The organism is Bacillus sp. NPDC094077 (genome assembly GCF_050279465.1).
Classification (GTDB): Bacteria; Bacillota; Bacilli; order Bacillales; family Bacillaceae_G; genus Bacillus_A.
In genome coordinates this window covers 716758-741698 of sequence record NZ_JBNNUF010000001.1, presented here as the reverse complement: position 1 = coordinate 741698, position 24941 = coordinate 716758, and the positions used below count along the sequence as shown (strand labels likewise).

Genomic DNA, 24941 nt, shown 5'->3' with positions numbered 1-24941 from the left:
CTAAAAAGAAAGCCCCTTCTAATACGGAGGGAGCTTTTTTAAGATAGAAAATGATTAGCGGTAACATAAAAAAGGCCACCGTTAATAATTTGCACTGTAATGCGTGGTTCATACTGTTCTTGTAAAGCTTGTTTTTCAATTTCGTAGCTTTCAGGAAGTTCATCACTATCTTCATAAAAACGATTTAAAAGATCTAAATCGTGATTCCAGCGTACCCTCGCTTCTTTCGCCCAAGTATGGTCATCTTCTGCAATTATATTTTTTAAAGTGTCCTCTATACGTTGTAAGCCGCTTTGTGGCTTAATGATAGGAGAGAGCGTAAAACAAAAGTCAGGTATTTTCGGTGTAAGTTTAATGGTAGTTAATGTTTCATGAAAGTTTGCAAGCATTGTTCCAGAGATGAGATGAATACCAATGGAGTGAAGGGTGTCTTTTTTTCGATCACATTGGTAAGACACTTTTATATTTACACCGAGCCAAGGATGGAGTGGGGTATGCGTTGCCCCGCTATGTTTTACTTCCTCATATAAGCGTATGTAAGAGCCTAATTCTTTCGTTGTTTGGAAAATTTGATGTAGACGTGGTGAACCATAGTGAATAAGCTCACCATCATTTTCCGCATTTTCTGCATTTGTAATAAGAGTAAGGCGCATCGGATTCGGTACGCCTCCTGTTTTTTCAAGGTAGTGCCAATAAAAAGGACGATTCATTAATAATTTATCCATTTCAATTGTTAGCTGCACGTCTAATAGATGAGAGGAACGTTGTAAAATTTCACAGTTATTCGCCTCAAAGAAATTGTATAAGTAATTATGGATTTCATCTTGCTGCATAGCCTTGCACCTCAGCTTCATTTCGTTTCGCAAAGTCGATAATAGATGTTAAGTTTTCCATTTTAATTCGAATTTCACCTTCGCTTTTTGATTGTGCGAAAATTTCTTGAATATGCGCATCGATGTTTTTCATATTAATTCTTGTTAAAATTTCATCGAGTTCACCGATAACACGCTCAAATAAGTTGATTTTTTCATATAACAGTTTCAAAATGTGTTCTTCAACAGTATGCTTTGTAGCTAAGTTATAAATATGAACATCATTTTTTTGACCAAGACGGTGGATACGTCCAATTCTTTGTTCAAGACGCATTGGGTTCCATGGCAAATCATAATTGATCATATGGCTACAAAACTGTAAGTTAATTCCTTCTCCGCCAGCTTCAGTTGCAATTAATACTTGCGCGTGGTTTTGGAAAAGTTCTTTCATCCAATCTTTCTTCCCGCGTTTAAATCCGCCGCGAAACGGAACGGAAGAAATGCCGTGCTGCTGTAAAAACCATTGTAAATACATTTGTGATGCTCTATATTCCGTGAAAATGACGACTTTATCGTCAATTTCTTTTATAAGCTCAAGAGCTTTATTTGCTTTTGAGTTGAAAGGAATATGATTAATTTTGTCCATTAGCACATCAATATGTGGATCTTTTATATAGTGCTCATTTTCTTTCAGTCGTTTTTCTACATGCTTTTTCAATGAATAGTACACAGCTTCCCGGCTACTACATGCCTCGCGTTTTAAAGTTAATGATGAGAAAGCAGATGTGAAGGCATCTTGTCCTCTCCAATTTTCAATTGCATTATATAAAGCTTGCTCTTCCTCATTAAACTCAACAAAAATTGTACGTACATGCCTCTTAGGCCAATCAATTCCGGTATTATGTCGTCTATTTCGAACCATTACTTTGTTAATAAGAGCTTTTAAATCTTCATCTGATTCGGCTGAACGATTTTTTGAAGCATAATATTCTTCAAAGTTGGATTGATTGCCTAAATGGCCTGGTTTTAGTAAAGAAACAAGGTTGAAAATTTCATCAATCTTATTTTGGACAGGGGTTGCGGTTAGTAATAAACAAAACTTCTTTTTTAATCGCTGTGCAAATTCATAGTTTTTTGTTTTATTATTTTTTAGCTTATGCGCTTCATCAATAATAATAAGGTCATATTCTAAATTCAAAACGATATCGCGATGTGGTGAACGTTTCGCAGTATCAATTGATGATACGATCACATCGGCTTGCTCCCACGAGTAGCTTTTCTTTTGGGCTACAGCTGGAATGAAAAACTTTGTATTCAGTTCGTATGCCCATTGTGATACGAGAGAGGCTGGGACGAGTATAAGTACTTTTTTCACAAGGCCGCGTACCATATATTCTTTTAAAATAAGTCCAGCTTCAATCGTTTTTCCAAGCCCTACTTCATCGGCTAGTATCGCTTTTCCATTCATTTGTTCAATAACATTTTGAGCGACTTCTAATTGATGAGGAAGCGGTGTGAAATGGGATAAATGTTTCGGTGCTTGCAGTCCATCGAAAGTAGGAACAAGTAACGATTTTTCTGTTTCATAAGCTAAATGATATAAATCCCAGTTTGTCCAAGGACCATCTTCGTCAATTCTATTTAAAAAATTGTTTTGCCACGTCCGATCTACGGAAATATCGACATTCATTACGACTCTCCCACCTTTTATAAACTAAAGTGATTGTTTTAAATGTATGATGATTCGCCTTGAAATAAGGCATGATTATCGTTACTAAAGGCTATACGATAGAAAATAATAAAGTATTAAATCTTAAAAGCTGTATTTTATAAGTTGAATCATAAAAAATTCTAAATTATTTTTTATGCTAGAATATTGATGAAATATAGCGAATAATGTTAGGATAATGGTGTGAAATGTGTGGAATCTTTCGTATTTTACCCAAGAAAGCAATTTTTTATTTACGCTTTCATAAAAAAATATAGTGAGATTCCGTATATCCTATCTTTTCAGAATGAAAATGTTTAGATAAGGGAAACAACTTTTATTGATTTGTCAGAGCATAAGGGGGAGAGAGCATGATTACATTACAACGTACACCGTTATTTGATGTATACGCGAAGTATGGTGGGAAAACAATTGACTTCGGTGGTTGGGAATTACCAGTTCAATTTTCAAGCATTAAAGAAGAACACGAAGCTGTACGTACAGCGGCAGGTTTGTTCGATGTGTCTCATATGGGAGAAGTTGAGGTAAAAGGTGTAGATAGTTTAGCATTTTTACAACGTGTTGTTACAAATGACGTATCTACCTTAAAGGTAGGGGGCGCACAATATACAGCTATGTGCTACGAAAACGGTGGTACAGTAGATGATTTATTAATCTACAAACGTGGTGAAGAAGACTATTTATTAGTAATCAATGCATCAAATATCGAGAAAGATTACGAATGGTTAGCAAGTCATGTAATTGGCGATGCAACAGTAGTCAATGTTTCTAGTGAAGTTGCACAGCTTGCAATTCAAGGACCAAAAGCAGAAGGCATTTTACAAAAAGTTGTGTCAGAAGATTTGAAAGAAATTAAGTTCTTTAAATTTAAAAACGATATTCTTGTAGATGGAACTCCTGCGCTTGTATCTCGTACAGGTTACACAGGTGAAGACGGATTCGAAATTTACTGTAAGAGTGAAGATGCTGCAAAACTTTGGGAGAAACTTCTTGAAGTTGGAGCAGAAGAGGGCTTAAAGCCATGTGGTTTAGGTGCTCGTGATACACTTCGCTTCGAAGCAACACTTCCGTTATACGGACAAGAATTATCAAAAGATATTACACCGATTGAAGCAGGAATTGGCTTTGCGGTAAAAACAAATAAAGAAGCAGATTTCTTCGGAAAAGAAACTTTAAAAGAGCAAAAAGAAAACGGTGCATCTCGTAAGTTAGTCGGCATCGAAGTAATCGAACGCGGTATTCCTCGTACGCATTACCCTGTATTTATTGGAGAAGAAAAGATCGGGGAAGTAACGAGCGGTACACAATCTCCAACGTTAAAGAAAAGCATTGGTTTAGCACTAATTGATGTAAAATACGCAGCAGTTGATACAGAAGTAGAGATTGAAATTCGTAATAAACGCGTCAAAGCAGTAGTTGTTCCAACACCATTTTATAAACGTTCAAAGTAACGGGGAGAGGGGTAGATTTCATGTTGCATCGTTATCTTCCAATGACAGAAGAAGACAAAAAAGAAATGTTACAAACGATCGGGGTTCAAACGATCGATGAATTATTCTCTGATATTCCAGAGAGTGTTCGTTTTAAAGGGGATTTAAAAATTAAAGAAGCAAAATCAGAGCCAGAGCTTTTAAAAGAGTTATCTCAAATGGCTAGCAAAAATGCGAACTTAAAAGAATATGCTTCTTTCTTAGGAGCGGGTGTATACGATCATTACGCTCCAGTAATAGTTGATCATGTTATTTCTCGTTCAGAATTTTATACAGCTTACACACCATACCAACCAGAAATTTCACAAGGGGAATTACAAGCGATTTTTGAATTCCAAACAATGATTTGTGAATTAACAGGAATGGATGTAGCAAACTCTTCTATGTATGATGGAGGTACAGCTTTAGCTGAAGCGGCAATGCTAGCAGCTGGCCATACTCGTAAAAAGAAAATTCTTGTATCTAGTGCAGTGCACCCAGAATCAAGAGCAGTACTTGAAACATATGCAAAAGGTCAACATCTTGAAGTTGTTGAAATTAATCATAAAGATGGTGTAACAGATTTAGATGTATTACAAAGTGAAGTAGACGATACAGTTGCTTGTGTAATTGTTCAATATCCAAACTTCTTTGGACAAGTTGAAAAATTAGCTGATATTGAAAAAATCGTTCATCAACAAAAATCATTATTTATCGTTTCTTCAAATCCATTATCATTAGGCGCATTAACACCACCAGGGAAATTTGGTGCTGATATTGTAATCGGTGATGCACAACCATTCGGTATTCCAACGCAGTTTGGTGGACCACACTGTGGTTACTTTGCAACAACGAAAGCATTTATGCGTAAAATTCCAGGACGTCTTGTGGGACAAACTGTAGATTCAGAGGGTAAACGTGGGTTTGTATTAACGCTACAAGCACGTGAACAGCATATTCGCCGAGATAAAGCGACATCTAACATTTGTTCAAACCAAGCGTTAAATGCACTAGCAGCATCTGTTGCAATGACAGCACTTGGAAAACAAGGTGTGAAAGAAATGGCACGTCAAAACATTTCTAAAGCACAATATGCAAAACGTCAATTCGAAGCGAAAGGCTTCACAGTAACATTTGCTGGACCATTCTTCAATGAGTTCGTTGTAGATTGCAAGCGTCCAGTAAAAGAAGTAAACGACGCATTACTACAAAAGAATATTATCGGTGGTTACGATTTAGGTCGTGACTATAAAGAATTTGATAATCAAATGCTTGTAGCAGTAACTGAGCTTCGTACAAAAGAGGAAATTGACACACTTGTAAACGAAATGGGGGCTATCCAATGAAGAACCAAGACCAAGCACTTATCTTTGAAGTGAGTAAAGAAGGACGCGTAGGATATAGCTTACCCAAATTAGATGTAGAAGAAGTGAAACTAGAAGATGTGTTTGAGAGCGATTATATTCGAGTAGAAGATGCAGAGCTACCAGAAGTATCTGAACTTGACATTATGCGCCACTATACAGCACTTTCAAACCGTAACCACGGCGTTGATTCTGGATTCTATCCACTTGGATCTTGTACGATGAAATATAATCCGAAAATTAATGAGAGTGTAGCTCGTTTCGCAGGATTTGCAAATATTCATCCACTTCAAGATGAAAAGACAGTGCAAGGTGCAATGGAATTAATGTACGACTTGCAAGAGCATTTAATTGAAATTACAGGTATGGATACTGTTACTTTACAACCAGCAGCTGGTGCACACGGAGAATGGACAGGTTTAATGTTAATTCGTGCATATCATGAAGCAAATGGTGACTTTAACCGTACGAAAGTAATTGTACCTGACTCTGCTCACGGAACGAATCCAGCATCAGCAACCGTAGCTGGTTTTGAAACAATTACAGTAAAATCAAATGAACATGGTCTTGTTGATTTAGAAGATTTAAAACGTGTTGTAAACGAAGAAACAGCAGCACTTATGTTAACAAATCCAAATACATTAGGCCTATTCGAAGAAAATATTTTAGAAATGGCAGAAATCGTCCATAATGCAGGTGGTAAATTATACTATGATGGTGCAAACTTAAATGCTGTATTAAGCCAAGCGCGACCAGGAGATATGGGATTTGATGTTGTGCATTTAAACCTTCATAAAACATTTACAGGACCGCACGGCGGCGGCGGCCCAGGTTCTGGTCCAGTAGGTGTGAAGGCTGATTTAATTCCGTACTTACCAAAACCAATTTTAGAGAAAACGGAAAATGGCTATCACTTCAACTATGATCGTCCAGAAGCAATTGGGCGTGTGAAACCATTCTATGGTAACTTCGGAATTAACGTTCGTGCATACACATATATTCGTTCTATGGGTCCAGATGGACTACGTGCAGTAACTGAGTATGCTGTATTAAATGCAAACTATATGATGAGAAGATTAGCACCGTTCTATGATCTTCCATTCGATAGACATTGTAAGCATGAATTTGTATTATCAGGTCGTCGTCAAAAGAAACTTGGTGTACGTACGTTAGATATTGCAAAACGTCTGCTTGATTTCGGCTACCATCCACCAACAATTTACTTCCCATTAAATGTGGAAGAATGTATTATGATTGAGCCAACAGAAACAGAATCAAAAGAAACGTTAGATGGTTTCATTGATAAGATGATTCAAATTGCTAAAGAAGTAGAAGAAAATCCAGAAGTTGTACAAGAAGCACCGCATACGACAGTCATTAAACGTTTAGACGAAACAATGGCTGCACGTAAACCTATTTTACGTTATGAAAAGCTAGCTCCTGTACAAGTTTGATTAGAATAAAAAAGAACTCGCTATATGCGGGTTCTTTTTTTGTGGGCAGGTAGGGTGAAAAAGTGTTGAAAATTATTATTTTTTGTTTCATATTGCTGTAAAGAAGCAGTTTCATAGGTGATTTTGTTGAAAAAGTCGGTTTGATAAAAGTATTTATTTTTGTTAGAATTTTATTGAAATTAAGAAGATGTGATGAGGCAAAAATTACTCATTTTTATGTATATGTGAAAAAACGAGCAAGGCGGGGGTGAAAGTGTGGGATATCGATGTTATAGAATGGTATACCATTTAGAAAATGGAGAAACAATTAAAGATGTAAAAGAATTTTGTTATCGAGACCAAGGAAAAGTGTTAGAAAGAGTAGCGCATCGTGTAATGGATAATAGAGAAGTGACGGCAATTGATAAACAAGGAACAATCATTTCAATAGCATGTGAGAACATCGTAAAGGTAGAACTTGATTACATAACAGAAAGTTAACCTTGAGTCATATCGAATTATTCGATAAAATATAATGTTGAATGATGTAGTGAGAAGAGAGGAGTTTATTATGGGTAGTACAAGACACTTTTATATGTTTATCTTAGCGTTTGTTCTTGTTGTAGCTTTAACGATTTATTTAATTGTTGACAGTAGCTGGTACAACACAGTTCATCCGGCATTCCTTCTGTTTATGTATGTAGGAATTGCGGTAGTTAGTTTCGGAATGAGAGACGAGATGTTAGATCGCTTTGAAAAGTGATACATATACGAAAGACCAACAGGAAAATGTTGGTCTTTTTTACTTGCCAAAAATAGGGTAGTGTGTATATACTGTATATATAAAGTATATACAGTATATACACACTGGAGGAAAACATGAATATTATTATTTCGAATTCTTCCCAAGACCCTATTTATGTGCAAATAAGGAAACAATTAAGCCAACTTATTTTAAATGGTGGTTTAAAAGGTGGAGACCAATTACCGTCTATTCGTAGCTTAGCGAAGGAATTACAAATTAGTGTAATTACAACGAAGCGTGCGTACGAGGAGCTTGAAAAAGAAGGATATATAGAAACTGTTGCTGGGAAGGGGACTTATGTTTCACGTAAAAATAATGAACTATTAAAAGAACAGCGCTTACGTCTGTTGGAAAGTAAGGCCGAAGAAATTGTGAAAGAAAGTAAATTGTTGCAGCTTTCACTTGAAGAATTACAGCAGATGATTGCGTTTTTATATGAGGGGGAATAGGGAAGATGTTGGAGCTAAAAAACGTTTGCAAAAGTTATCAAGATTTCTCAGTGAAAAATATAAGTTTTACATTACCACGTGGATATATTATGGGATTTGTCGGACCAAATGGAGCTGGAAAAAGCACGACGATCAAAATGATTATGAATTTGATCAGAAAAGATAGCGGCGATATAAAAATTTTTGGCAAGGACAATAAGAAAGCGGAAAAGGAAATAAAACAAAATATCGGTTTTGTATATGATGAAAATCATTACTACGAAGATTTAACGTGTGAACAAATGAAGCGTATTATTGCACCGTTATATAAAAGGTGGGATGAAAATCAATACCAATCGTATATGCAGAGATTACAAGTTCCAAAGTATAAAAAAATTAAAGAGCTATCCAAAGGGATGAAAATGAAATTTGCGATTGCAATCGCACTTTCACACCACGCAGAGTTTATCATTATGGATGAACCAACCGCAGGATTAGACCCGGTTGTTCGAAGCGAATTACTTGATATGTTACAAGAAATTGTAATGGAAGATGAAGTGTCTGTATTATTCTCAACGCACATTACAACAGATCTAGAACGTATTGCAGATTATATTACGTTCATTAATGATGGAGAAATTATATTTACTGGTGAGAAAGAAGACTTAATGGAGAACTACGTAATCGTAAAGGGAAGTAATGATTTATTAGATCGAGAAGGAAAAGAGTTATTTGTTGGATTACGAAAAAATAAATTTGGTTTTGAAGGTTTGGCAAAAGATAAACAAGCAATTATAGACTGGTTTGGAAATGAGGTTGTATTAGAAAAACCTAAATTAGATGATATTATCGTGTACACTGCGAAAGGGAGAGGTGCCTATGCGTCAGCTCATATATAAAGATTTATTCTTTTTTCGGGTAACTTGGTTAGTGAATCTTATTATGCCCCTGTTGTTCTTTATGTTAGAGCCAAGTGGTGAATTGTTATTTCCGATGAGTTGTCTATTTATAACCCTTTCCTCCGTTATGACGTTAATTGTTATGGATGAAAGGAATAAAAGTGACATTATTATAAATAGTTTACCGGTAAGTCGAAAGGATATCATAATTGCTAGATATATTTCCTGTGCAATATTTATTGTAGGCGGGATAGTTTCAACTATGTTAGTTGTTTTTCTTATAAGAGGTATCGCTGTTATTGGTGATATCGGTGCATACCATCCTAATTTGTATATTGAAATTCCATGGTATGTATTGATAAGTGGAGCGATTTATTCTTTAGTATTTGTGGCGACAGTTTTCCCTAGTTATTATGGTACAAAATCAAAGGCAGCAAGAAGTATAGTATCAACAGCATCAATGGGGATTGGTGTACTTCTTTGGATATTTATTAGTGACGGTCTGAACGAAGCAACACCATCATTTATAAATTGGATTATGAATCCATTACATCTTGGCATATTCATAGTTGGATTAATCACACTAGCTAGTGTATATATCGCCTCTATGTTTCTTACAATTAAAATTTATGGAACGCGTGATTTATAGAGAGGAGAATTAACATGCAACAATTGATTTTGAAAGAGTTTTTCTTACAAAGAAAAATGTTTCTTATCTATTTAATATTGCCAATATATGGTGCATTCCAAAACTCTATAGAACCATTTCAATTGGCTTATATTTGTTTTGCTTTATGCCTTTTAATGATTTCAATCTCTTTATCAGTTGAAGAAAAAAATCGCACAGAAAAGATATTAGTGAGTTTACCTTTTACTAGGAATGACATAGTTATTGCAAAATATATAACTACAGTATTTTTCATTACATTCAGTTTAATTGTTACATTCGTTTTCTTTATATTGCCTGTGTTTGTATTAAGAGATAATATAAATATTCCGTGGTATGCATTGTTTATAGGCATTTTCTTTTCTGCTATTTATGCTGTTATGGTTCTTCCCATTAAATATAGTGGGGATAAGCAAACTGTTATTATTCTTGGAGTGATTATATTTTTTCCTCTAATAGGTTTGTTAGGATTTATGTGCAATATATTTGCTGACAAAAGGCTTATGTTAATGTTTTTTCGATCTTCGGATGTGCTACTAGTTATAAGTGTGTTAAGTATAGTGGCGTGTTTAAGTTATTTTATCTCAATGCTTTTTTCGATTGCGATTTTTAAAGAGAAGGAGCTTTAATACTTATAATTTGACTAATATAAAAACAAATTGTATTTGCAAAGTATATAGTAGCAATTATTATTCTTTTTATAAGCGTAACGGTCGGTTGTTTCACGATGGAAATGAAGCATGGGGTTAACCTATTTGAATTTATTGAAACGACAATGGTTGCGAGTATTAGCTTTATTTTAGTATATTTAAGCTTTGTTTTACCGATATCATTTTGGCTAGCATATAAAAAAATAGTTTTTATTACGATATTAATATTCATGGCGCCGATTGTTATTTTGGAGACGTTCTTTCAAATCAATCTGGAACAAATTCAACTATATAATAGCTTATTGCTCGTTAGTTCAATATGCATGTTCATAGTATCGGTCTTCGTTTCAGTGAGATTATATGAAAAAAGAGAATTTTAAAAGGTGCCTCATAAAAGGCACCTTCTTCAATAACGACAATATGAAAGTAAGAGTTTATAAATAGAGAGGCTATTCGGTATAACATCTTTCGGAGTATGTAATATAAAGCTGAAAACGATGATGAGAGCGAGAAATAGGAAAAATAAAAATAGGATATGTTTATGTATAGAATTTTGCATATCATCCACTCCTTTTTTTAGGTAGTATGTCCAAAAGAAAGAAGGGTATGAGAAATTTTAGGAGGGAGAACGATGGGAAAACGAAAATTGTTATTTGGAATAGGGGTAATATTTTTTTCAATTGGTCTTATAGTATCAAATTTTTATTCGGATATACCACCGCTATTTCCTAATTTGCATAAAGGGATTGGTATGAGTGTTGTCATAGTTGGAGTACTTTGTCTTATCACATCAAACTTCTATAGAAAATCTGAATGAATATAAAGTGAAACTTTAATCAGTGGGGATTTTGTCCATTCCCCGCTGATTATTAGTTGAACCAATCGGGCGTTTACGGGCAGTTGATCCCCCACCTAACTTCTTCGTTCCAGCCGAATTTTGAGGTGGGAGTCTTACTGCCCGCAAATAGCGGGATAAAAAAGGACAGTTACTCTTTTTCAGAAGAACTGTCCTTTTTAAATAACTTATTCCATAGCTTGGCGATACTCCATATAATGACGATTGTAATGGAGGCAATAATTGACCAAACGATAGATGTAATTTCAAGTGCCATGTTAGGAAGGAATGTAAGAATGGATAATACTTTATGAAACAACCACTCTATTATATGAAAACTTATTTGCAATAGAATGGCGATCCCAAGTATGATCCATGCTAAAATTTGTTTTCCTTTTTCTTTCCACATGACATTCACCTCACGTTAGCTTAATAGTTTTAAGCCAACAGCGCCGCATAGAATGCAGCTTAAGAAGGCAAGTCGGCGCCAATCCGCTGATTCGCGGAAAATAAGAATGCCTAGAAGTGCACTTCCGGCAGTTCCGATTCCAGTCCAAATCGCGTAAGCAGTTCCCATTGGTAATGTGTTCATCGCAAGGGATAAAAAGAAGAAGCTTACGCCGAAGTTTGCGATTAAAATAACCTTTGGTGCCCAGCCTTTCTTTTCGGTGGCTACTTTCATAAAGAGTACACCAATAATTTCACAAATACCAGCTAGAATTAAAAATACCCAAGCCATTTTATGCAGCCTCCTTTGCTTCTTTTTCTTCTGTTACTCGTTTTAAGCCGATTACGCCGAAGAAGATTAAACCGATTAATAATACTTTTACAATAGAGAATGGCTCTCCAAAAACGAAAATCTCTGTAAGAACGATTCCGCCAGCTCCAATTCCAGTGAAGACTGCGTACACAGTACCAACAGGTAAATCTTTATAAGCTCTAAATAGTAATACGAAGCTAATTGCAATTAATAAAGCAACACCAGCCCACTCAAGTGGTGCCTCCGCGTGTTTTAGTCCAATTACCCAAAAGATTTCAATAATACCAGCTAAGATTACATAAATCCATGCCATATGTCATTTCTCCTTCCTACCAGTCGTTAGGTAAAGGGCTTAAAAACGACGCATTGCAAAGGAGCAATCCGTCAGTTTGAAAGGCCTCGCCAAAATACTTTCCAAGAGGCGTTTAAACGTGTCTCAAAACGATTTAAGCCTGCGTATAGTAGTTCAACCATAAGACCATCTAGTAAGCATAGATAAGCTTCTAAGGCGTCTTTTACTTCAATGTTATGCAGTTCCCCTTGGTCATTTGCTCTTTTAAATACAGGGTATAAAAGTTTTCTAATGTTTTCGATGTGTGTATTCGCCTTATCAATAATTTGTTCGCGAAATGCATCAGGCGGAAAATACGAAGTTCGTAACCAAAACATAGATTCTTCACTTTCACCAAATCGTTTTGCATATCCTTGTAACAGATTTAAGAGAAGTTCTTCTGTAGATGACGTTGAAAACTTTTCAATATCGTCTGTGAAGCTCTGTACATCTTTTTGAAGAGCGGATTCCAAGCATATAAAATATAGCTCTTCTTTTCCTTTAAAGTGTGCGTAAATCGATGGTTTTTTAATCCCGACTTCTTGAGCAATATTTGCTAATGAAGTTCCTTCGTAGCCATAGCGTGCGAAATGAGAAAGTGCTACAGCTTTAATGCGGTTTGCTGTCATTTTCATCCCCTACCTACCGTTCGTTAGGTTCATTATATGAGATGAACAATGCAAAGTCAATAGGTGAAGAACTGAAAAAGAGCGCTATAGTTAACGCTCTTTTTAAATTGTTTTCCGCTCAATTAAATGGAATGGAAGTTCTTCTGAGTTGCCGGTTATTTGTTCGTCTTGTATTTGTTTATGGAACAAGGTAAAGGCTCGTGATCCCATCGTGAGGCCAGGATGCTCAATAGTTGAAATTTCTAATGCCTTTGAAATTTCATGGTTATCGAATCCTAAAATAGCGAGATCTTCAGGGACGCGAATCCCATGTTTTCTTGCCTCTGTTAATAAACCGGCAGCTACTTGATCATTTGCTGTGAAAATAGCAGTTGGACGGTTTTCCATATTTAAAATACGATGGAGTATTTGTGCCCCGTCCTGCATCGTATAGCACTGATGAAAAATCCAATCAGGGTTCACTATCTTTCCTTCGTGGCGCAGCGTATCAGCAAAAGCTTTCTCACGCTCGATTGAATTTACACTTGTTTTTCTTGCTAAACAAATCCCGATTTTTTCATGACCTTTACTTAATAAATAAGCAGTACCGATACGGAAGCCTTCATAATGATCCACGTAAACAGACGATATGAGAGGATGCTTCATTTTTTCACATGAAATAATAGGGGCAAATTTTGCGAAAGGTTCAATTTGTTCCCATGAACTCGTTCGAGAGCAAATAATCATCCCATCGAATTGTTTCATTTTCATCATTTCAAGAACACGAATTTCTTCAATGCTATCGTAATTTGTTTGACATAAATTAATGTGATACCCAGCTGCTAACGCTTCGTTTCCGATTCCTTCAATAATAGTACTAAAGTATGGGAGATTAATGAAAGGGAGCATAACACCAATTGTATATGTTTTTCCCTTTATTAAATGAATAGCATTTATATTTTTTGCATAGTTCAATTCTTCAACGGCATCTAGAACACGCTTACGCTTTTCTTCTTTTACGTAAGGGTGATTATTAAGGACGCGAGAAACAGTTGATATAGATACACCAGCAGTTTTTGCAATTTGTTTTATATTGGCCATATGTATCACCTCTTTCCCTTATTATAAAGGGAAAATAATTAAGAAGGAAAAAATCTTGACCTGAAAAGCTTTTCACAATTTATGTTATAAATAAGGCTTCCTTTTATTCGCGTAACCTTATTATTTGGGCGTAAGAGTGATAGGGGTCTTTTTTGTTTGCGAAAAATGTTTTGTCATAATGTGTGAGAATAATGTGGAAAGTTTTCAAAGGAGGAGTTTGATAACGAGGCGAATATGAAGAGCATATAAACGCTTGATTTGTTAAGAGAGCGGTATGAAAGGACGGAAACAAATTGAAAAAAAGAATCATTTGTTTCGCGTTTTCTAGTCTAGTGCTTAGTTCGTGTTCGTTTCACCAAACGATGCAAGAAGAAAAAAACTTTGTGGGGACAACAGGTGGAGCTATGGATCACGTTACGGATCCTATTCCGCTAAAGGAACTTCCAAAATATTTTCCGGTGAAGTTTAAAGTTCCGACGTTTTTACCGTACGACATAACAAGTGATGTGAAGGGTGAGGTAAGAACAATCGGAAAGAAGAACGCTGTCTTAACGATTAAATATAAACAACAGGAGAAAGGTAGACATGAGTATATTGAGCTAAATGTTGCGAACTTTTCTTATAGTTTTCCGGATGTCGTGGAAGGGCAGCGATTTCAAGAACAAATGAAATTGAATAATGGAGCATCTGCGTATTTTAAAAATAAAGACGACTTCGAAAGAGGAGATGAATTTGCTACGCTTATATGGAAAGAGAAAGGGATTGAATATCAGCTGTTATATCGTAATGTAGAAGAAAGGGATGTAGACGCGATTAAAAAGAATTTATTTTACATTGCGAACAATATGAAATAAAGAACTAGCTGCATCGTGCAGCTAGTTCTTTTGTATGTTATTTCTTTTTAATTTTGCCTGACCAAGACTTAAATCCACCTTGTAATTGATAAAAATCTTTGTAGCCTTGTTTTTTTAAGTATTGAGCAGCACGACCTGTACGGAATCCGCTTTGGCAGTATAAGTAAACAGGTTGATCTTGACGAAGTTCTTTATGACGAAGGCGAATTTGTGATAACGGAATGTTACGTGCACCTAAAATGTGCCCTGCGTTATATTCGTCTGCTTCGCGAATATCGATAAGCTGTGCTTTACGGTAGCCAGCGCGAAATTCTTCTTCTGTAAGAGTTTTAATTAATTTTTTCTGATAGAAATACATCCATACAGTGTAGCCGATGAACGCTACGATTACGGCTAATAAAATAATCCAAGTTGTTGACACGATTCTATCGCTCCCTTTTTTCTTATCCTACTTTCAATATTATAATGCCCATATGTATTTATGCAACAGATTCATTTGTATATACAAAGAAATTTCGTATTCTTTCACAAATATTGTCGAATTTGGTAGACTAGAGAATGTGAAAAATAATTGGTTATATGAGGTGCAGGATGGGAAAAGAAAAATGGTGTTATATTAACTCTGGTCAATGTTCACCGGCATTTAATATGGCGTTAGATGAATGTTTATTAAATTGGCAAAGTGAAAAGAAAATGCCACCAACAATTCGTTTTTATGAATGGGAAGTACCAACATTAACAGTCGGGTATTTCCAGCGTGTTGAAAAAGATATTAATATGGATATAGTTAACGAAAAGAAATATGGATTCGTTCGTCGTCAAACAGGCGGTAGGGGTGTACTACATGATAAAGAATTAACGTACAGTGTTATTGTGTCTGAAGATCATCCAAATATGCCAAAAACAGTTACAGAAGCGTATCGCGTTATTTCACAAGGGTTATTAGACGGTTTTAAGGCGCTAGGATTAGACGCATATTATGCAGTTCCGAAAACAGAAGCAGATCGTGAAAATTTAAAAAATCCACGTTCGGGCGTATGTTTTGATGCACCATCTTGGTATGAAATTGTAGTAGAAGGAAGAAAAATCGCAGGTAGTGCGCAAACACGTCAAAAAGGTGTTATTTTACAGCACGGCTCGATTCCATTAGAAATAGATTTGGATGAACTATACGATCTATTTTTATTCCCAAATGAACGTGTAAAAGAGCGTATGAAGAGTATGTTTTCTTCTAAAGCGGTAGCAATTAATGAATTGACGGACCGTACATTTACGATTGAACAGTTAATTAAAGCGTTTGAAGTTGGGTTTGAAAAAGGATTGGACATAGAGCTTGTACCGTATGAATTAACAGAAGAACAGTTACATGAAGTTCAAACATTAGCGAAAGAAAAGTATGAAAGTGATGAATGGAATTATAAAAAATAAGAGATGGCGATTGCCACCTCTTATTTTTTTATAGTAAATTAAGTACTTTTTCTACTTTGATTCCTTTATCTTGTAAAGAACGAAGGCGATTTACAACGTCCATAATTTCTTTGTCGAATGTAACGCTAATACCTTGGCTTTGTAGTTCTTCTTTTAAGCTTTCAATAGAATCATCTATGTCGATGCCAAGCTCGTAATCTTGGCAAACTTCAATTGTTTTTTTCACAAGTTTAACATAATTTTCTTGTAGTTTTGAGTTTGTTTCAGTCAAAGCAGGCTGTTTCGGTTTTACAGGAGAAACCGGCGCTGTCTCTTGCTTTGTAACTGGAGTAGGTACTTCTTTTTTCACAGGTGCTGGAGTAGATAGTTCTACAGCCGCTTCTACACTTACTGGTTTCGGTGTTGGTACCGGAGTAGGCTTAGGTGCTACAGCAGGTGTTTCTAAACGCGTAACAGGCTTAGGAGCAGGTGTAACTGCTTTTGGACCTTCTACAACTACTTCTTTTTTCGGTGCCGCTTCTACAGGTGTCTCTTCTTGCTCAGCTGCTTCTTTATTTTCTTTACTCCACATAACGCGTTCAATTTCTAGAGAAACATTGTTTTTGTTCATAGCTGTTAATGTAACTTTACCAACTTCAGCGTTTCCAGTGAAATCAACAATTTTATAAATAACACTCTTGTTCCAATCCACGTTTCCGCTCAAAAATAATTCTTCGTTACATTTCGGCGTTAAGCCCTCGATTTTAATTTCTGCGTTTACACCGTTTTCACTATATACCATAATCAGCGAAGCATTTACATCTTCGTCTGCTAACATTAGTTCACGTACCATTTTGCCGGTGCGTACTTGCGTTTTCTTCTTAACTGACATTAAACTTCTCCTCTCAAAAATTCAGTAATAATAAAAAAATCGTATAACGAAAAATAATTGCTCACGAAGATTTATGATACCGATAATAAAAGCATCACGTCAACAATTAACTTTAATTATTTTGCATTTTTCTTTTTTTCTTTATGAAATTTTTCAATTTGTAAAATTAGACAGAAGAAAAACAGCCTTTTGAAAGGCTGTTAAAATTTAGATGTTTTATATAAAAATTTGTATAGAATATAAAAAGAAAGTGTCACAAGAGTACCTTGCCAAATAGATAAATTATAAAATAAGTACGGTTGTGTTTTAAAAAATACGTTTGAAAAAACAGATAAAACAAAAGGTATGAACACTGATAATAAGAGCAGTACTTTTTGTTTCCAAGATACGAGTATTGTAAAAGAAAAACGTCTGAATAACGAAAAAGTTATGAAAGCACCAAGTGTTAAAACGATAGCAGATAATATTGTTCCAGGAATACTAAATGGAATTCCTGAGTGATTTGTATTTGTAAATAGTTTTTGTATAAGAGTAGTGAATGTATCATATCCAATTTGAATAGTTAATAATAAACTAACTGCAAATCCAATAACGGCAGCTTGTTGGAAAGAATTTTGATGTTCTGAAGAGTTAATTAATTCATCACAGTAAGATTTTAAATCTTCTCCGAAAATATCATGTGCATTTTTACCATTTTCTTGAGCTTCTAAAAGATGGTCCAATATTTCTAATAGCAACTCTTCCATTTGCTTTTGCGGAACGCTAGTAAAGCGTAAGTAAATAAGCATATCACCATAAGCAGCTTCGTTTTCAGGTGTTAATAACTTTCTTTTTTTATTGTTTAACTTAACCATTTCTTTTTCGGTCATAACCTAGTTACTCCTTTTTAAAGTTAAAGTATTCTTTTTTGAAAAAAATTTTATATAGTACATAGCAAGAGATGGCAAGTAAAGCGCCAATCCAAGGTGAAATTTGCAAAGTAGTATAGGGCTTTTTTATAAATAAAAAGGGAATACCGATGAATAGTATCCAAGTGCTATGTCGTATAAAGAAATGTCCTATATGTTTCAAAATGTTTGTTGATTTATTAAATAAGTCGGTATTGATAAAGTCGAATATGAAACGTATGACAAGATGTATGGATATAGTAAATACGAATAGAAAGATGAAATCAATGTGTATAAATTTAAAACGTGCTTCATTCGAAAATAAGGGTAATACAAATGCAATTACGGACGAAATAGCAAAGTATATTGCTAACAGGTAACAAGTTATAAATAAAGGAATCGATAATTGTTCCCATAAACTTTGCTTTGGTAGGGCGGCAATGAGCTCGTCACAATACGCCTGTAAGTCGTCGCCAAAAATATCATAAGCACTTTTTTCTTCTTGTTGAGCTTCAATAAGGTGATCTAGAATTTCAATTAGCAGTTCTTCTGCTTGGTATTCTGGCACTTTAGCTAAGCGGATATATATTAATATGTCACTATATAAGGTTTCGTTTTCTGTAGTTAATAATTTACGCTTTTGGTTATTTAGTTCGATTAAATCTTTCGCATTCATCCCCATCACTCCCCCTGTAATAAGTTGTTCACCGTTGTAGAAACCATTCCCCAGCTCTTTTTAAACTCTTCAAGCTGGTCTAATCCTTTATCGGTTACGTGATAATATTTTCGCTTTGGACCGAGTGAGGAGGCTTTTAATGTTCCTTCAATCAGCTTTTCTTTTTGCATACGTAACAATAAAGGATATATGCTACCTTCGCTTACGAATGTAAAGCCGTGTTTATTTAATTTTGTACTTAGCTCATATCCGTACACTTCTTCTTGCGAAATGATGTATAGAATACAACCTTCGAGTACACCTTTTAACATTTGACTGTGCATGATTTCACCACCTTTTGTTCAGGTAACTTGTTGTGCAAGGTAGCTGGTATCCAAATTATAACATCCAGTAACTTGTAAGGCAAGGTACTGAGGTGGAAAACATTAATGTGTGTTAATTTTTCTTTACTTCTCATACTAACGAAAGGGGGGATACCGCGAATTATTTGAGCGACTGTACAATACGTTGGAAGATATGACGATACCAAATTTAACGTTTGAATTCATTTAACATCGTTTTACAAAACCAGCAAAAAAGGTTATTCAAGATCGTTATCAGAATACCAAACTTGAAATGGATGAAGAGAAGCGAAAATATAAATGGGGTCGATACGGCATTGGGAAATATGTATATCAAAAAGATGATGCAGACGTATTGGAAGAAACAATAAAAGGTTATATACATGAGTATTTTCCTGATGCAGAAATTCAATATTTTACTTAAGGGGAGTCTGTATGCGGATACAGATTCTTTTTTTGTTTTATATATTTAGGCTCGTTTCCACCTTGTCACGTTATTCTTTCTGGTGTATCATTTTATTGATTGCTTCGTACGGAATAAGCAAAATGAAATTGGATGGAGGAAACCGATGCCTACCCCTAGTATGGAAGATTATATTGAACAAATTTATTTGTTGATTGATGAAAAGGGTTATGCCCGCGTATCTGATATTGCTGAAGCGCTTAGTGTACATCCATCCTCTGTAACAAAAATGGTGCAAAAATTAGACAAAGACGAATATCTAATTTATGAAAAATATAGAGGGCTTGTATTAACATCAAAAGGTAAAAAAATCGGAGAACGTCTCGTATATCGTCATGACTTGCTAGAGCAATTTATGCGTATTATCGGTGTGGATGAAAGCAAGATTTACAATGATGTAGAGGGAATTGAACATCATTTAAGTTGGGAAGCAATTGACCGCATCGGTGATTTAGTACAATACTTTGAACAAGATAAAGTTCGAGTGGAAACACTACGTGGTGTTCAAAAAGCAAATGAAGAGAAAAGTAATTAAGGGGAACGTATGGCGTTTCCTTTTTTATTTCAATCGAAAAGGACGGGAGAATCATGAAAGCAATTATTTTTGATTTTGACGGATTAATTGTGGACACAGAAACAATATGGTTTCACTCTTTCAGAGACGCTGTTCGTGAGTACGGCGGAGAGTTACCTTTAGAGGAGTTTGCGAAATGTATTGGAACGACAGATGATGTGCTTTATGCATATTTAAATGAGCAATTAAAAGAGAAGTTTAATGAGCATGCACTAAAAGAAAAGGTGACGACTTTACATAAAGAAAAAATGAAAATGCCAAAAGCGCGTGACGGGGTAAAAGAATATTTAGAAGAAGCGAAAGGAATGGGATTGAAAATCGCATTAGCTTCTAGTTCATCTAGAGAATGGGTTATTCGTTTTTTAGAAGAACTACAGATTCGAGATTATTTTGAAGTAATTAAAACGAGAGAAGATGTTGAGAAGGTAAAACCAGATCCAGCACTTTACCGAGTTGCGATAGAGGAATTAGGAGTTGAGCCGTCTGAAGCTGTTGTATTTGAAGATTCATTAAATGGATTGAAAGCAGCGATTGCAGCAGGATTAAAATGCGTCGTTGTGCCTAATGATGTGACAAGAAATTTACCATTTGAAAATCATCATCTTCGAATTGAAAGTATGAGAGATAAAAGTTTGAAAGAAGTACTTCAAAGTATAAAAAAAGACCGTATTTCCTAAAAGGAAGCACGGTCTTTCTTTTTGCTTTTTTTACCTTCAATGACAGTTAAATGAGATTGTTTTCTTTTTCGCTTCAAAGTGGAAGAATTTCCTTTTTTACTCTTGTCATTAGAAGCGTTTGACTTAAAGAAAGAATTGCTTAGGGGTGCTACATTTTGTTTCCCATGTTTGCGGTTCGATTGTTTGGCAGCGCGCTTATATGAGCTTTGCGAATTTGCAGAACCACTGGAATTTGTAAACATCTTGTATAGCAAGTAAAAGATACCGACAACAAGTAACATGTACCCGATATTTCTTAATACACCCATTGGATTTGTAATTACAGATGAAACAAGGCCGAATATTGCTAATCCGATAATAAGCACAAATATAGCGAAAGTAAACGAACGACCGTTCATAAGGAACACCTCCTAAAAACATATATTAAAATTAGTATATTAACGATGAGGAGAGGAGTTGAACACCATTTTTAAATAATTATTGTTTATTTTCTAAACGTAATAATTCTTCAAACGATGCGATAGCGACTTCCACTTGATCATCTGTTGGTTCTTTCGTCGTTAATAGTTGCAGCCATAATCCAGGATATCCAAGTACGCGTAATACAGGAATATCTCGCAATCGATTCGTAAATTGTAACACTTCAAACGAAATGCCGAGAACAACCGGAATTAATAAAATTCGGTTTACTACCCTTGCCCAAAGCGGATCTGTAGGGACGAGGAAATAAACAAACATTCCAATAATGACTGTAAATATAATAAAGCTACTACCACATCTATAATGGAGGCGGGTTTGCTTTTGAACATTTTCTACAGTCATAGGAAGATTATTCTCATAAGCATTGATTACTTTATGCTCCGCACCGTGATACTGAAACACCCGTTTAATCAGTGGGGTTAAAGAAATAAAGTATATATAGCTCAATAATAGCATGAGCTTAATGACACTTTCGACAATGATTTGCCCAGTATGAGATGGGAAAATCGGTCTCGTTAGTTCAGCTAATAGTGCAGGAACTGCTGTGAAAATGACTTTACCGAATATGAAAGATAAAACGCCAACTGCTGCAACTCCTAATACCATCGTTAATTTTGATTGTTCTTCTTTTTTATTTGCGATTTGTTCATCTTCTTCTGGGTGGACATCAAATCGTTCTGAAGCGAAGTTTAAATGCTTTGCTCCATTCGCGCTTGCATCCACAATAGCGGCAATTCCTCGTAAAAATGGAATTTTTTTTAGGATAGATAATGCTTTATTACGAACGCGTGGTAACCGATAAAATTCAATCGACTTATCTTTACGACGAACCGCTGTAACAGTATATTCTCTACCACCAAACATAACTCCTTCTATGACCGCTTGCCCGCCATATATTTGTTTTGACTCTTCTGCCATGTTAACACCAACCTGTATTTGTTTCTCTCTTATGTAGAAAAAGAGGCAATTGTCATACTGGGTTCTGTCGTTTTGAAATAAGACAATCACCGAGTTTCCTTTATTTTATCGACAAATACAAGTAGATGACAAGGAAAAATATTACGAGAGTCGGACATTTCTTATTCTTTTTATAGACAAATTTCGCAGTATTTAAACATGCTTCAAAATAGTTTCGGGCATACTATTGAGCGGAGGTGTCGATGTGAGTCAAGAACAATTAGGAACAAGGAATTTTGTGCAGATCGGTTTATTTGGTGGAATCTTTTGGGGAGGGATATGGTATTTCCTTCATATTTTTTCATTCACGGAAGCGGGACCAAATTATTTGCTTTTACCATTTGCGTTTGGGAGTTGGAAAGAAGGGGTATGGGGCAATCTGTCAGGAATTGTTTGTATGGGACTTCTTTCAATTTTAATTGCCTTTTTATATAAAGCGTTTTTGGCGAGATTTGAAGGAATTGTTCCAGGGATTATTTATGGGCTATTTTGGTGGGTGTTACTGTTTTTTGGAATGGGTTTAATGGCACCTGTTATTAAAAGTGCGTTTCATTTGCCGAAAGGGACGATTGTGACGACAATATGTATTTTTATATTGTACGGTGTGTTTATTGCATACTCCGTTTCCTACGCAGTAAATAGCAATAAAGCCGAGCAAGAAGGGGGAGAGAAGACAAACTATTCAAATAAGTAACTCCTATGTTAAAATATTGTATAGATATTTAATAGTAAGGAGTTTTAAGAATATGAAAAAGTTACTCCTCGTAAACGGTCCTAACCTAAATCGCCTCGGTGTTCGTGAGGTAAATGTATATGGGAAGGGTACGCTAGCGACACTTGAAGCAGATATGAAGCAAGAAGCAGAAAAAATGGGAGTGGAGTTAGAATGTTTCCAATCAAATCATGAAGGTGCTCTTATTGACATCATTCATGAGGCTGAAGATATATATGAAGGAATCATTTTAAATCCTGGAGCATTTACGCATTATAGCTATGCGATTCGAGATGCAATTGCGAGCATTTCGATTCCTGTTATTGAAGTACATATTTCTAACATTCATCAGCGTGAATCGTTCCGTCACGAATCTGTGACGGCTGCTGTTTGTGCGGGACAAATTGTTGGATTTGGTTTTTATGGCTATAAGTTAGCGCTATTTGCATTAATGGAGAAATTGAGGGAGGCATAAAGTAATGGAGAAAATCGAAAGATTAAGAAGTGCCTTTGATGAGGCTGGTATTGACGGTATTTTGTTAACAAATGAACATAGTCGCAGATATATGGCTAATTTCACAGGAACAGCCGGTGTTGTACTTATTTCGAAAGAGCGTGCTCAATTTATTACGGATTTCCGTTACGTAGAGCAGGCTAGTAAACAAGCTGTTGGATATGAAATTGTACAGCACGCAGGATTAATCATTGATGAAGTTGCAAAGCAAGTAAAAGACCTTGGAATTCAAAAGCTTGGCTTTGAGCAAGATACTCTTACATATAGTTCTTATTCAGCGCATAAAGAAGCGATCGATGCTGAATTTATCCCAACTTCTGGACTTGTAGAAAAGTTACGCTTGATAAAGACTGATTCAGAGATTAAGATATTAAAGGAAGCTGCACAGATTGCAGATGCTGCCTTTGAACATATTCTATCATTCATTCGCCCGGGAGTATCTGAAATTGAAGTGTCAAATGAACTTGAATTTTTCATGAGAAAACAAGGAGCAACATCTTCTTCGTTTGATATTATCGTTGCTTCAGGTCTTCGTTCGGCATTACCGCACGGCGTGGCATCTGAAAAAGTGATAGAAAAAGGAGATTTCGTTACATTAGACTTCGGCGCTTATTACAAAGGATATTGTTCTGATATTACTCGTACGATTGCAGTCGGTGAACCATCTGATAAATTAAAAGAAATTTATCATATCGTTTTAGAAGCACAATTACGTGGTGTGAACGGTATTAAAGCTGGTTTAACAGGCCGTGAAGCGGATGCACTAACGCGTGATTACATAACGGAAAAAGGATACGGTGAATACTTCGGACATTCTACCGGTCATGGAATCGGTCTTGAAATCCATGAAGCACCAGGTTTAGCGTTCCGTTCTGATACAGTACTTGAACCAGGTATGGCTGTAACAGTAGAACCAGGTATTTATATTCCAGGTATTGGCGGCGTACGTATTGAAGATGATATCATTGTAACGAGTGAAGGTAATGAAGTAATCACGAAATCACCAAAAGAACTTATTATTTTGTAATACACAGGAGGATTTTTTTACATGATTTCAGTAAACGATTTTCGTACAGGTTTAACAATTTCAGTGGACAATGCCCTTTGGCAAGTACTTGATTTCCAACACGTAAAGCCAGGTAAAGGTGCTGCATTCGTTCGTTCTAAACTACGTAACCTTCGCACAGGATCTGTTCAGGAGAAAACATTCCGTGCGGGTGAGAAAGTAGAAAAAGCGCACATTGAAAACCGTCGTATGCAATACTTATACGCGAGCGGTGAGTCTCACGTATTTATGGATAACGGAACTTATGAGCAAATCGAACTTGGCGAAAACCAAATCGAGCGCGAACTTAAATTCCTAAAAGAGAACATGGAAGTAGCAATCATGACATACCAAGGTGAAGTACTTGGTGTTGAACTTCCAAATACTGTTGAATTACAAGTTACAGAAACAGAGCCTGGTATTAAAGGCGACACAGCTTCTAACGTAACAAAACCAGCTACATTAGAAACTGGTCTTGTTGTACAAGTACCGATCTTCATTAACGAAGGCGAAATGCTTATCATCAACACTGGTGAAGGTAAATACGTTTCTCGTGCATAGTAGAAAAGCA

Annotated in this window: 32 protein-coding genes and 2 pseudogenes; 20 read left to right on the top strand and 14 right to left on the bottom strand. The window is 35.7% G+C overall.

Annotated elements, in window-relative coordinates; genetic code table 11:
• Positions 1–38: 38 nt before the first annotated feature.
• Complete coding sequence (locus ACQKNR_RS03825; protein ID WP_427315485.1) at positions 39–833, bottom strand: YqhG family protein; 795 nt, start codon at positions 831–833, stop codon at positions 39–41.
• Positions 820–2502: a DEAD/DEAH box helicase gene (locus ACQKNR_RS03820; protein WP_427315483.1), complete on the bottom strand. Its 1683-nt coding sequence runs from the start codon at positions 2500–2502 to the stop codon at positions 820–822. The genes ACQKNR_RS03825 and ACQKNR_RS03820 overlap by 14 nt, the downstream gene beginning before the upstream one ends.
• A gap of 389 nt (positions 2503–2891) precedes the next feature.
• Between ACQKNR_RS03820 and gcvT the strand changes: the two genes are divergently transcribed.
• From gcvT to ACQKNR_RS03765, 11 genes and pseudogenes are all read left to right on the top strand, one after another.
• On the top strand, positions 2892–3992 hold the full coding sequence (gene gcvT / locus ACQKNR_RS03815) for a glycine cleavage system aminomethyltransferase GcvT (RefSeq protein WP_193410322.1): 1101 nt from the start codon (positions 2892–2894) through the stop codon (positions 3990–3992).
• A 20-nt stretch (positions 3993–4012) separates the two neighbouring features.
• The gene (gcvPA, locus tag ACQKNR_RS03810; protein ID WP_427315481.1) at positions 4013–5356 is read left to right on the top strand and encodes an aminomethyl-transferring glycine dehydrogenase subunit 1; all 1344 of its coding nucleotides are present in this window, start codon (positions 4013–4015) and stop codon (positions 5354–5356) included.
• Positions 5353–6828, top strand: coding sequence for an aminomethyl-transferring glycine dehydrogenase subunit 2 (gene gcvPB / locus ACQKNR_RS03805; protein WP_427315479.1), 1476 nt, complete (start codon positions 5353–5355; stop codon positions 6826–6828). The genes gcvPA and gcvPB overlap by 4 nt, the downstream gene beginning before the upstream one ends.
• A gap of 276 nt (positions 6829–7104) precedes the next feature.
• Positions 7105–7308, top strand: a complete 204-nt coding sequence (locus ACQKNR_RS03800) for a DUF3929 family protein (protein WP_427315809.1) — start codon at positions 7105–7107, stop codon at positions 7306–7308.
• A 70-nt stretch (positions 7309–7378) separates the two neighbouring features.
• Entirely contained in the window at positions 7379–7570 is a 192-nt protein-coding gene (locus ACQKNR_RS03795; protein WP_000535934.1) for a hypothetical protein, read from the top strand.
• A gap of 116 nt (positions 7571–7686) precedes the next feature.
• On the top strand, positions 7687–8061 hold the full coding sequence (locus ACQKNR_RS03790) for a GntR family transcriptional regulator (RefSeq protein WP_427315477.1): 375 nt from the start codon (positions 7687–7689) through the stop codon (positions 8059–8061).
• A 5-nt stretch (positions 8062–8066) separates the two neighbouring features.
• A complete protein-coding gene (locus ACQKNR_RS03785; RefSeq protein WP_427315475.1) occupies positions 8067–8939 on the top strand; it encodes an ABC transporter ATP-binding protein in 873 nt (290 codons plus the stop codon).
• Positions 8920–9588: an ABC-2 transporter permease gene (locus ACQKNR_RS03780; protein WP_427315473.1), complete on the top strand. Its 669-nt coding sequence runs from the start codon at positions 8920–8922 to the stop codon at positions 9586–9588. The genes ACQKNR_RS03785 and ACQKNR_RS03780 overlap by 20 nt, the downstream gene beginning before the upstream one ends.
• Before the next feature lie 14 nt (positions 9589–9602).
• Positions 9603–10235 (top strand): ABC-2 transporter permease, encoded by a 633-nt coding sequence (locus ACQKNR_RS03775; RefSeq protein ID WP_427315471.1) that lies wholly within the window; start codon positions 9603–9605, stop codon positions 10233–10235.
• Between the two features lie 23 nt (positions 10236–10258).
• A pseudogene (locus tag ACQKNR_RS03770) lies at positions 10259–10636 on the top strand (ABC-2 transporter permease); the annotation flags it as partial.
• Positions 10637–10887: 251 nt separating this feature from the next.
• Positions 10888–11073, top strand: a complete 186-nt coding sequence (locus ACQKNR_RS03765) for a hypothetical protein (RefSeq protein ID WP_427315470.1) — start codon at positions 10888–10890, stop codon at positions 11071–11073.
• A 169-nt stretch (positions 11074–11242) separates the two neighbouring features.
• Here the strand turns inward: ACQKNR_RS03765 and ACQKNR_RS03760 are convergent, their stop codons facing one another.
• The 5 genes from ACQKNR_RS03760 to ACQKNR_RS03740 all read right to left on the bottom strand — a co-directional run bounded on the left by ACQKNR_RS03760 (position 11243) and on the right by ACQKNR_RS03740 (position 13891).
• Positions 11243–11500, bottom strand: a complete 258-nt coding sequence (locus ACQKNR_RS03760) for a DUF3975 family protein (RefSeq protein ID WP_427315468.1) — start codon at positions 11498–11500, stop codon at positions 11243–11245.
• Positions 11501–11515: 15 nt separating this feature from the next.
• Positions 11516–11830, bottom strand: coding sequence for a DMT family transporter (locus ACQKNR_RS03755; RefSeq protein ID WP_000312623.1), 315 nt, complete (start codon positions 11828–11830; stop codon positions 11516–11518).
• Position 11831: 1 nt separating this feature from the next.
• Positions 11832–12164, bottom strand: a complete 333-nt coding sequence (locus tag ACQKNR_RS03750; protein WP_193410310.1) for a DMT family transporter — start codon at positions 12162–12164, stop codon at positions 11832–11834.
• Between the two features lie 71 nt (positions 12165–12235).
• Positions 12236–12817, bottom strand: a complete 582-nt coding sequence (locus ACQKNR_RS03745) for a TetR/AcrR family transcriptional regulator (RefSeq protein WP_427315466.1) — start codon at positions 12815–12817, stop codon at positions 12236–12238.
• Between the two features lie 96 nt (positions 12818–12913).
• Positions 12914–13891, bottom strand: coding sequence for a LacI family DNA-binding transcriptional regulator (locus ACQKNR_RS03740; protein ID WP_427315464.1), 978 nt, complete (start codon positions 13889–13891; stop codon positions 12914–12916).
• Between the two features lie 293 nt (positions 13892–14184).
• Between ACQKNR_RS03740 and ACQKNR_RS03735 the strand changes: the two genes are divergently transcribed.
• Entirely contained in the window at positions 14185–14745 is a 561-nt protein-coding gene (locus ACQKNR_RS03735) for a DNA polymerase III subunit delta (protein ID WP_427315462.1), read from the top strand.
• A 37-nt stretch (positions 14746–14782) separates the two neighbouring features.
• On the opposite strand, the gene ACQKNR_RS03730 is transcribed toward ACQKNR_RS03735, so the two are convergent.
• Complete coding sequence (locus ACQKNR_RS03730; protein ID WP_427315460.1) at positions 14783–15166, bottom strand: rhodanese-like domain-containing protein; 384 nt, start codon at positions 15164–15166, stop codon at positions 14783–14785.
• 170 nt (positions 15167–15336) lie between these two features.
• Here ACQKNR_RS03730 and ACQKNR_RS03725 point away from each other — a divergent pair, with 170 nt between their 5' ends.
• The gene (locus ACQKNR_RS03725) at positions 15337–16173 is read left to right on the top strand and encodes a lipoate--protein ligase family protein (RefSeq protein ID WP_427315458.1); all 837 of its coding nucleotides are present in this window, start codon (positions 15337–15339) and stop codon (positions 16171–16173) included.
• A 28-nt stretch (positions 16174–16201) separates the two neighbouring features.
• On the opposite strand, the gene ACQKNR_RS03720 is transcribed toward ACQKNR_RS03725, so the two are convergent.
• The 4 genes from ACQKNR_RS03720 to ACQKNR_RS03705 all read right to left on the bottom strand — a co-directional run bounded on the left by ACQKNR_RS03720 (position 16202) and on the right by ACQKNR_RS03705 (position 18930).
• Entirely contained in the window at positions 16202–17044 is an 843-nt protein-coding gene (locus ACQKNR_RS03720) for a hypothetical protein (RefSeq protein WP_427315456.1), read from the bottom strand.
• A 200-nt stretch (positions 17045–17244) separates the two neighbouring features.
• The gene (locus ACQKNR_RS03715) at positions 17245–17913 is read right to left on the bottom strand and encodes a DUF1048 domain-containing protein (RefSeq protein ID WP_427315454.1); all 669 of its coding nucleotides are present in this window, start codon (positions 17911–17913) and stop codon (positions 17245–17247) included.
• Between the two features lie 7 nt (positions 17914–17920).
• Positions 17921–18607 (bottom strand): DUF1129 family protein, encoded by a 687-nt coding sequence (locus ACQKNR_RS03710; RefSeq protein ID WP_427315452.1) that lies wholly within the window; start codon positions 18605–18607, stop codon positions 17921–17923.
• 5 nt (positions 18608–18612) lie between these two features.
• Positions 18613–18930: a PadR family transcriptional regulator gene (locus ACQKNR_RS03705; protein ID WP_427315450.1), complete on the bottom strand. Its 318-nt coding sequence runs from the start codon at positions 18928–18930 to the stop codon at positions 18613–18615.
• Between the two features lie 148 nt (positions 18931–19078).
• On the opposite strand from ACQKNR_RS03705, the pseudogene ACQKNR_RS03700 reads away from it, so the two are divergent.
• The 3 genes and pseudogenes from ACQKNR_RS03700 to ACQKNR_RS03690 form a co-directional block, all read left to right on the top strand.
• Positions 19079–19372, top strand: a pseudogene (locus ACQKNR_RS03700) (spore photoproduct lyase family protein); the annotation flags it as partial.
• Between the two features lie 145 nt (positions 19373–19517).
• A complete protein-coding gene (mntR, locus tag ACQKNR_RS03695) occupies positions 19518–19946 on the top strand; it encodes a transcriptional regulator MntR (RefSeq protein WP_427315448.1) in 429 nt (142 codons plus the stop codon).
• A 53-nt stretch (positions 19947–19999) separates the two neighbouring features.
• Positions 20000–20662 carry an HAD family hydrolase gene (locus tag ACQKNR_RS03690; protein ID WP_427315447.1) on the top strand — a complete coding sequence of 221 codons (663 nt, stop codon included), beginning with the start codon at positions 20000–20002 and terminating at the stop codon, positions 20660–20662.
• Here ACQKNR_RS03690 and ACQKNR_RS03685 read toward each other — a convergent pair.
• A complete protein-coding gene (locus tag ACQKNR_RS03685) occupies positions 20659–21060 on the bottom strand; it encodes an SA1362 family protein (RefSeq protein WP_427315445.1) in 402 nt (133 codons plus the stop codon). The two genes, ACQKNR_RS03690 and ACQKNR_RS03685, sit on opposite strands and share 4 nt — an antisense overlap.
• Positions 21061–21139: 79 nt before the next feature.
• A complete protein-coding gene (locus ACQKNR_RS03680; RefSeq protein WP_427315443.1) occupies positions 21140–22060 on the bottom strand; it encodes a DUF1385 domain-containing protein in 921 nt (306 codons plus the stop codon).
• A gap of 244 nt (positions 22061–22304) precedes the next feature.
• Here ACQKNR_RS03680 and ACQKNR_RS03675 point away from each other — a divergent pair, with 244 nt between their 5' ends.
• From ACQKNR_RS03675 to efp, 4 genes are read left to right on the top strand one after another with little or no spacing between them, the layout of a single operon-like run.
• Entirely contained in the window at positions 22305–22793 is a 489-nt protein-coding gene (locus ACQKNR_RS03675; RefSeq protein WP_427315441.1) for a YqhR family membrane protein, read from the top strand.
• A gap of 52 nt (positions 22794–22845) precedes the next feature.
• Positions 22846–23286 carry a type II 3-dehydroquinate dehydratase gene (gene aroQ, locus ACQKNR_RS03670; RefSeq protein ID WP_427315439.1) on the top strand — a complete coding sequence of 147 codons (441 nt, stop codon included), beginning with the start codon at positions 22846–22848 and terminating at the stop codon, positions 23284–23286.
• A 4-nt stretch (positions 23287–23290) separates the two neighbouring features.
• Complete coding sequence (gene pepQ, locus ACQKNR_RS03665; RefSeq protein ID WP_427315437.1) at positions 23291–24352, top strand: Xaa-Pro dipeptidase; 1062 nt, start codon at positions 23291–23293, stop codon at positions 24350–24352.
• Positions 24353–24373: 21 nt separating this feature from the next.
• Entirely contained in the window at positions 24374–24931 is a 558-nt protein-coding gene (efp, locus tag ACQKNR_RS03660; protein WP_427315435.1) for an elongation factor P, read from the top strand.
• Positions 24932–24941 lie beyond the last annotated feature (10 nt).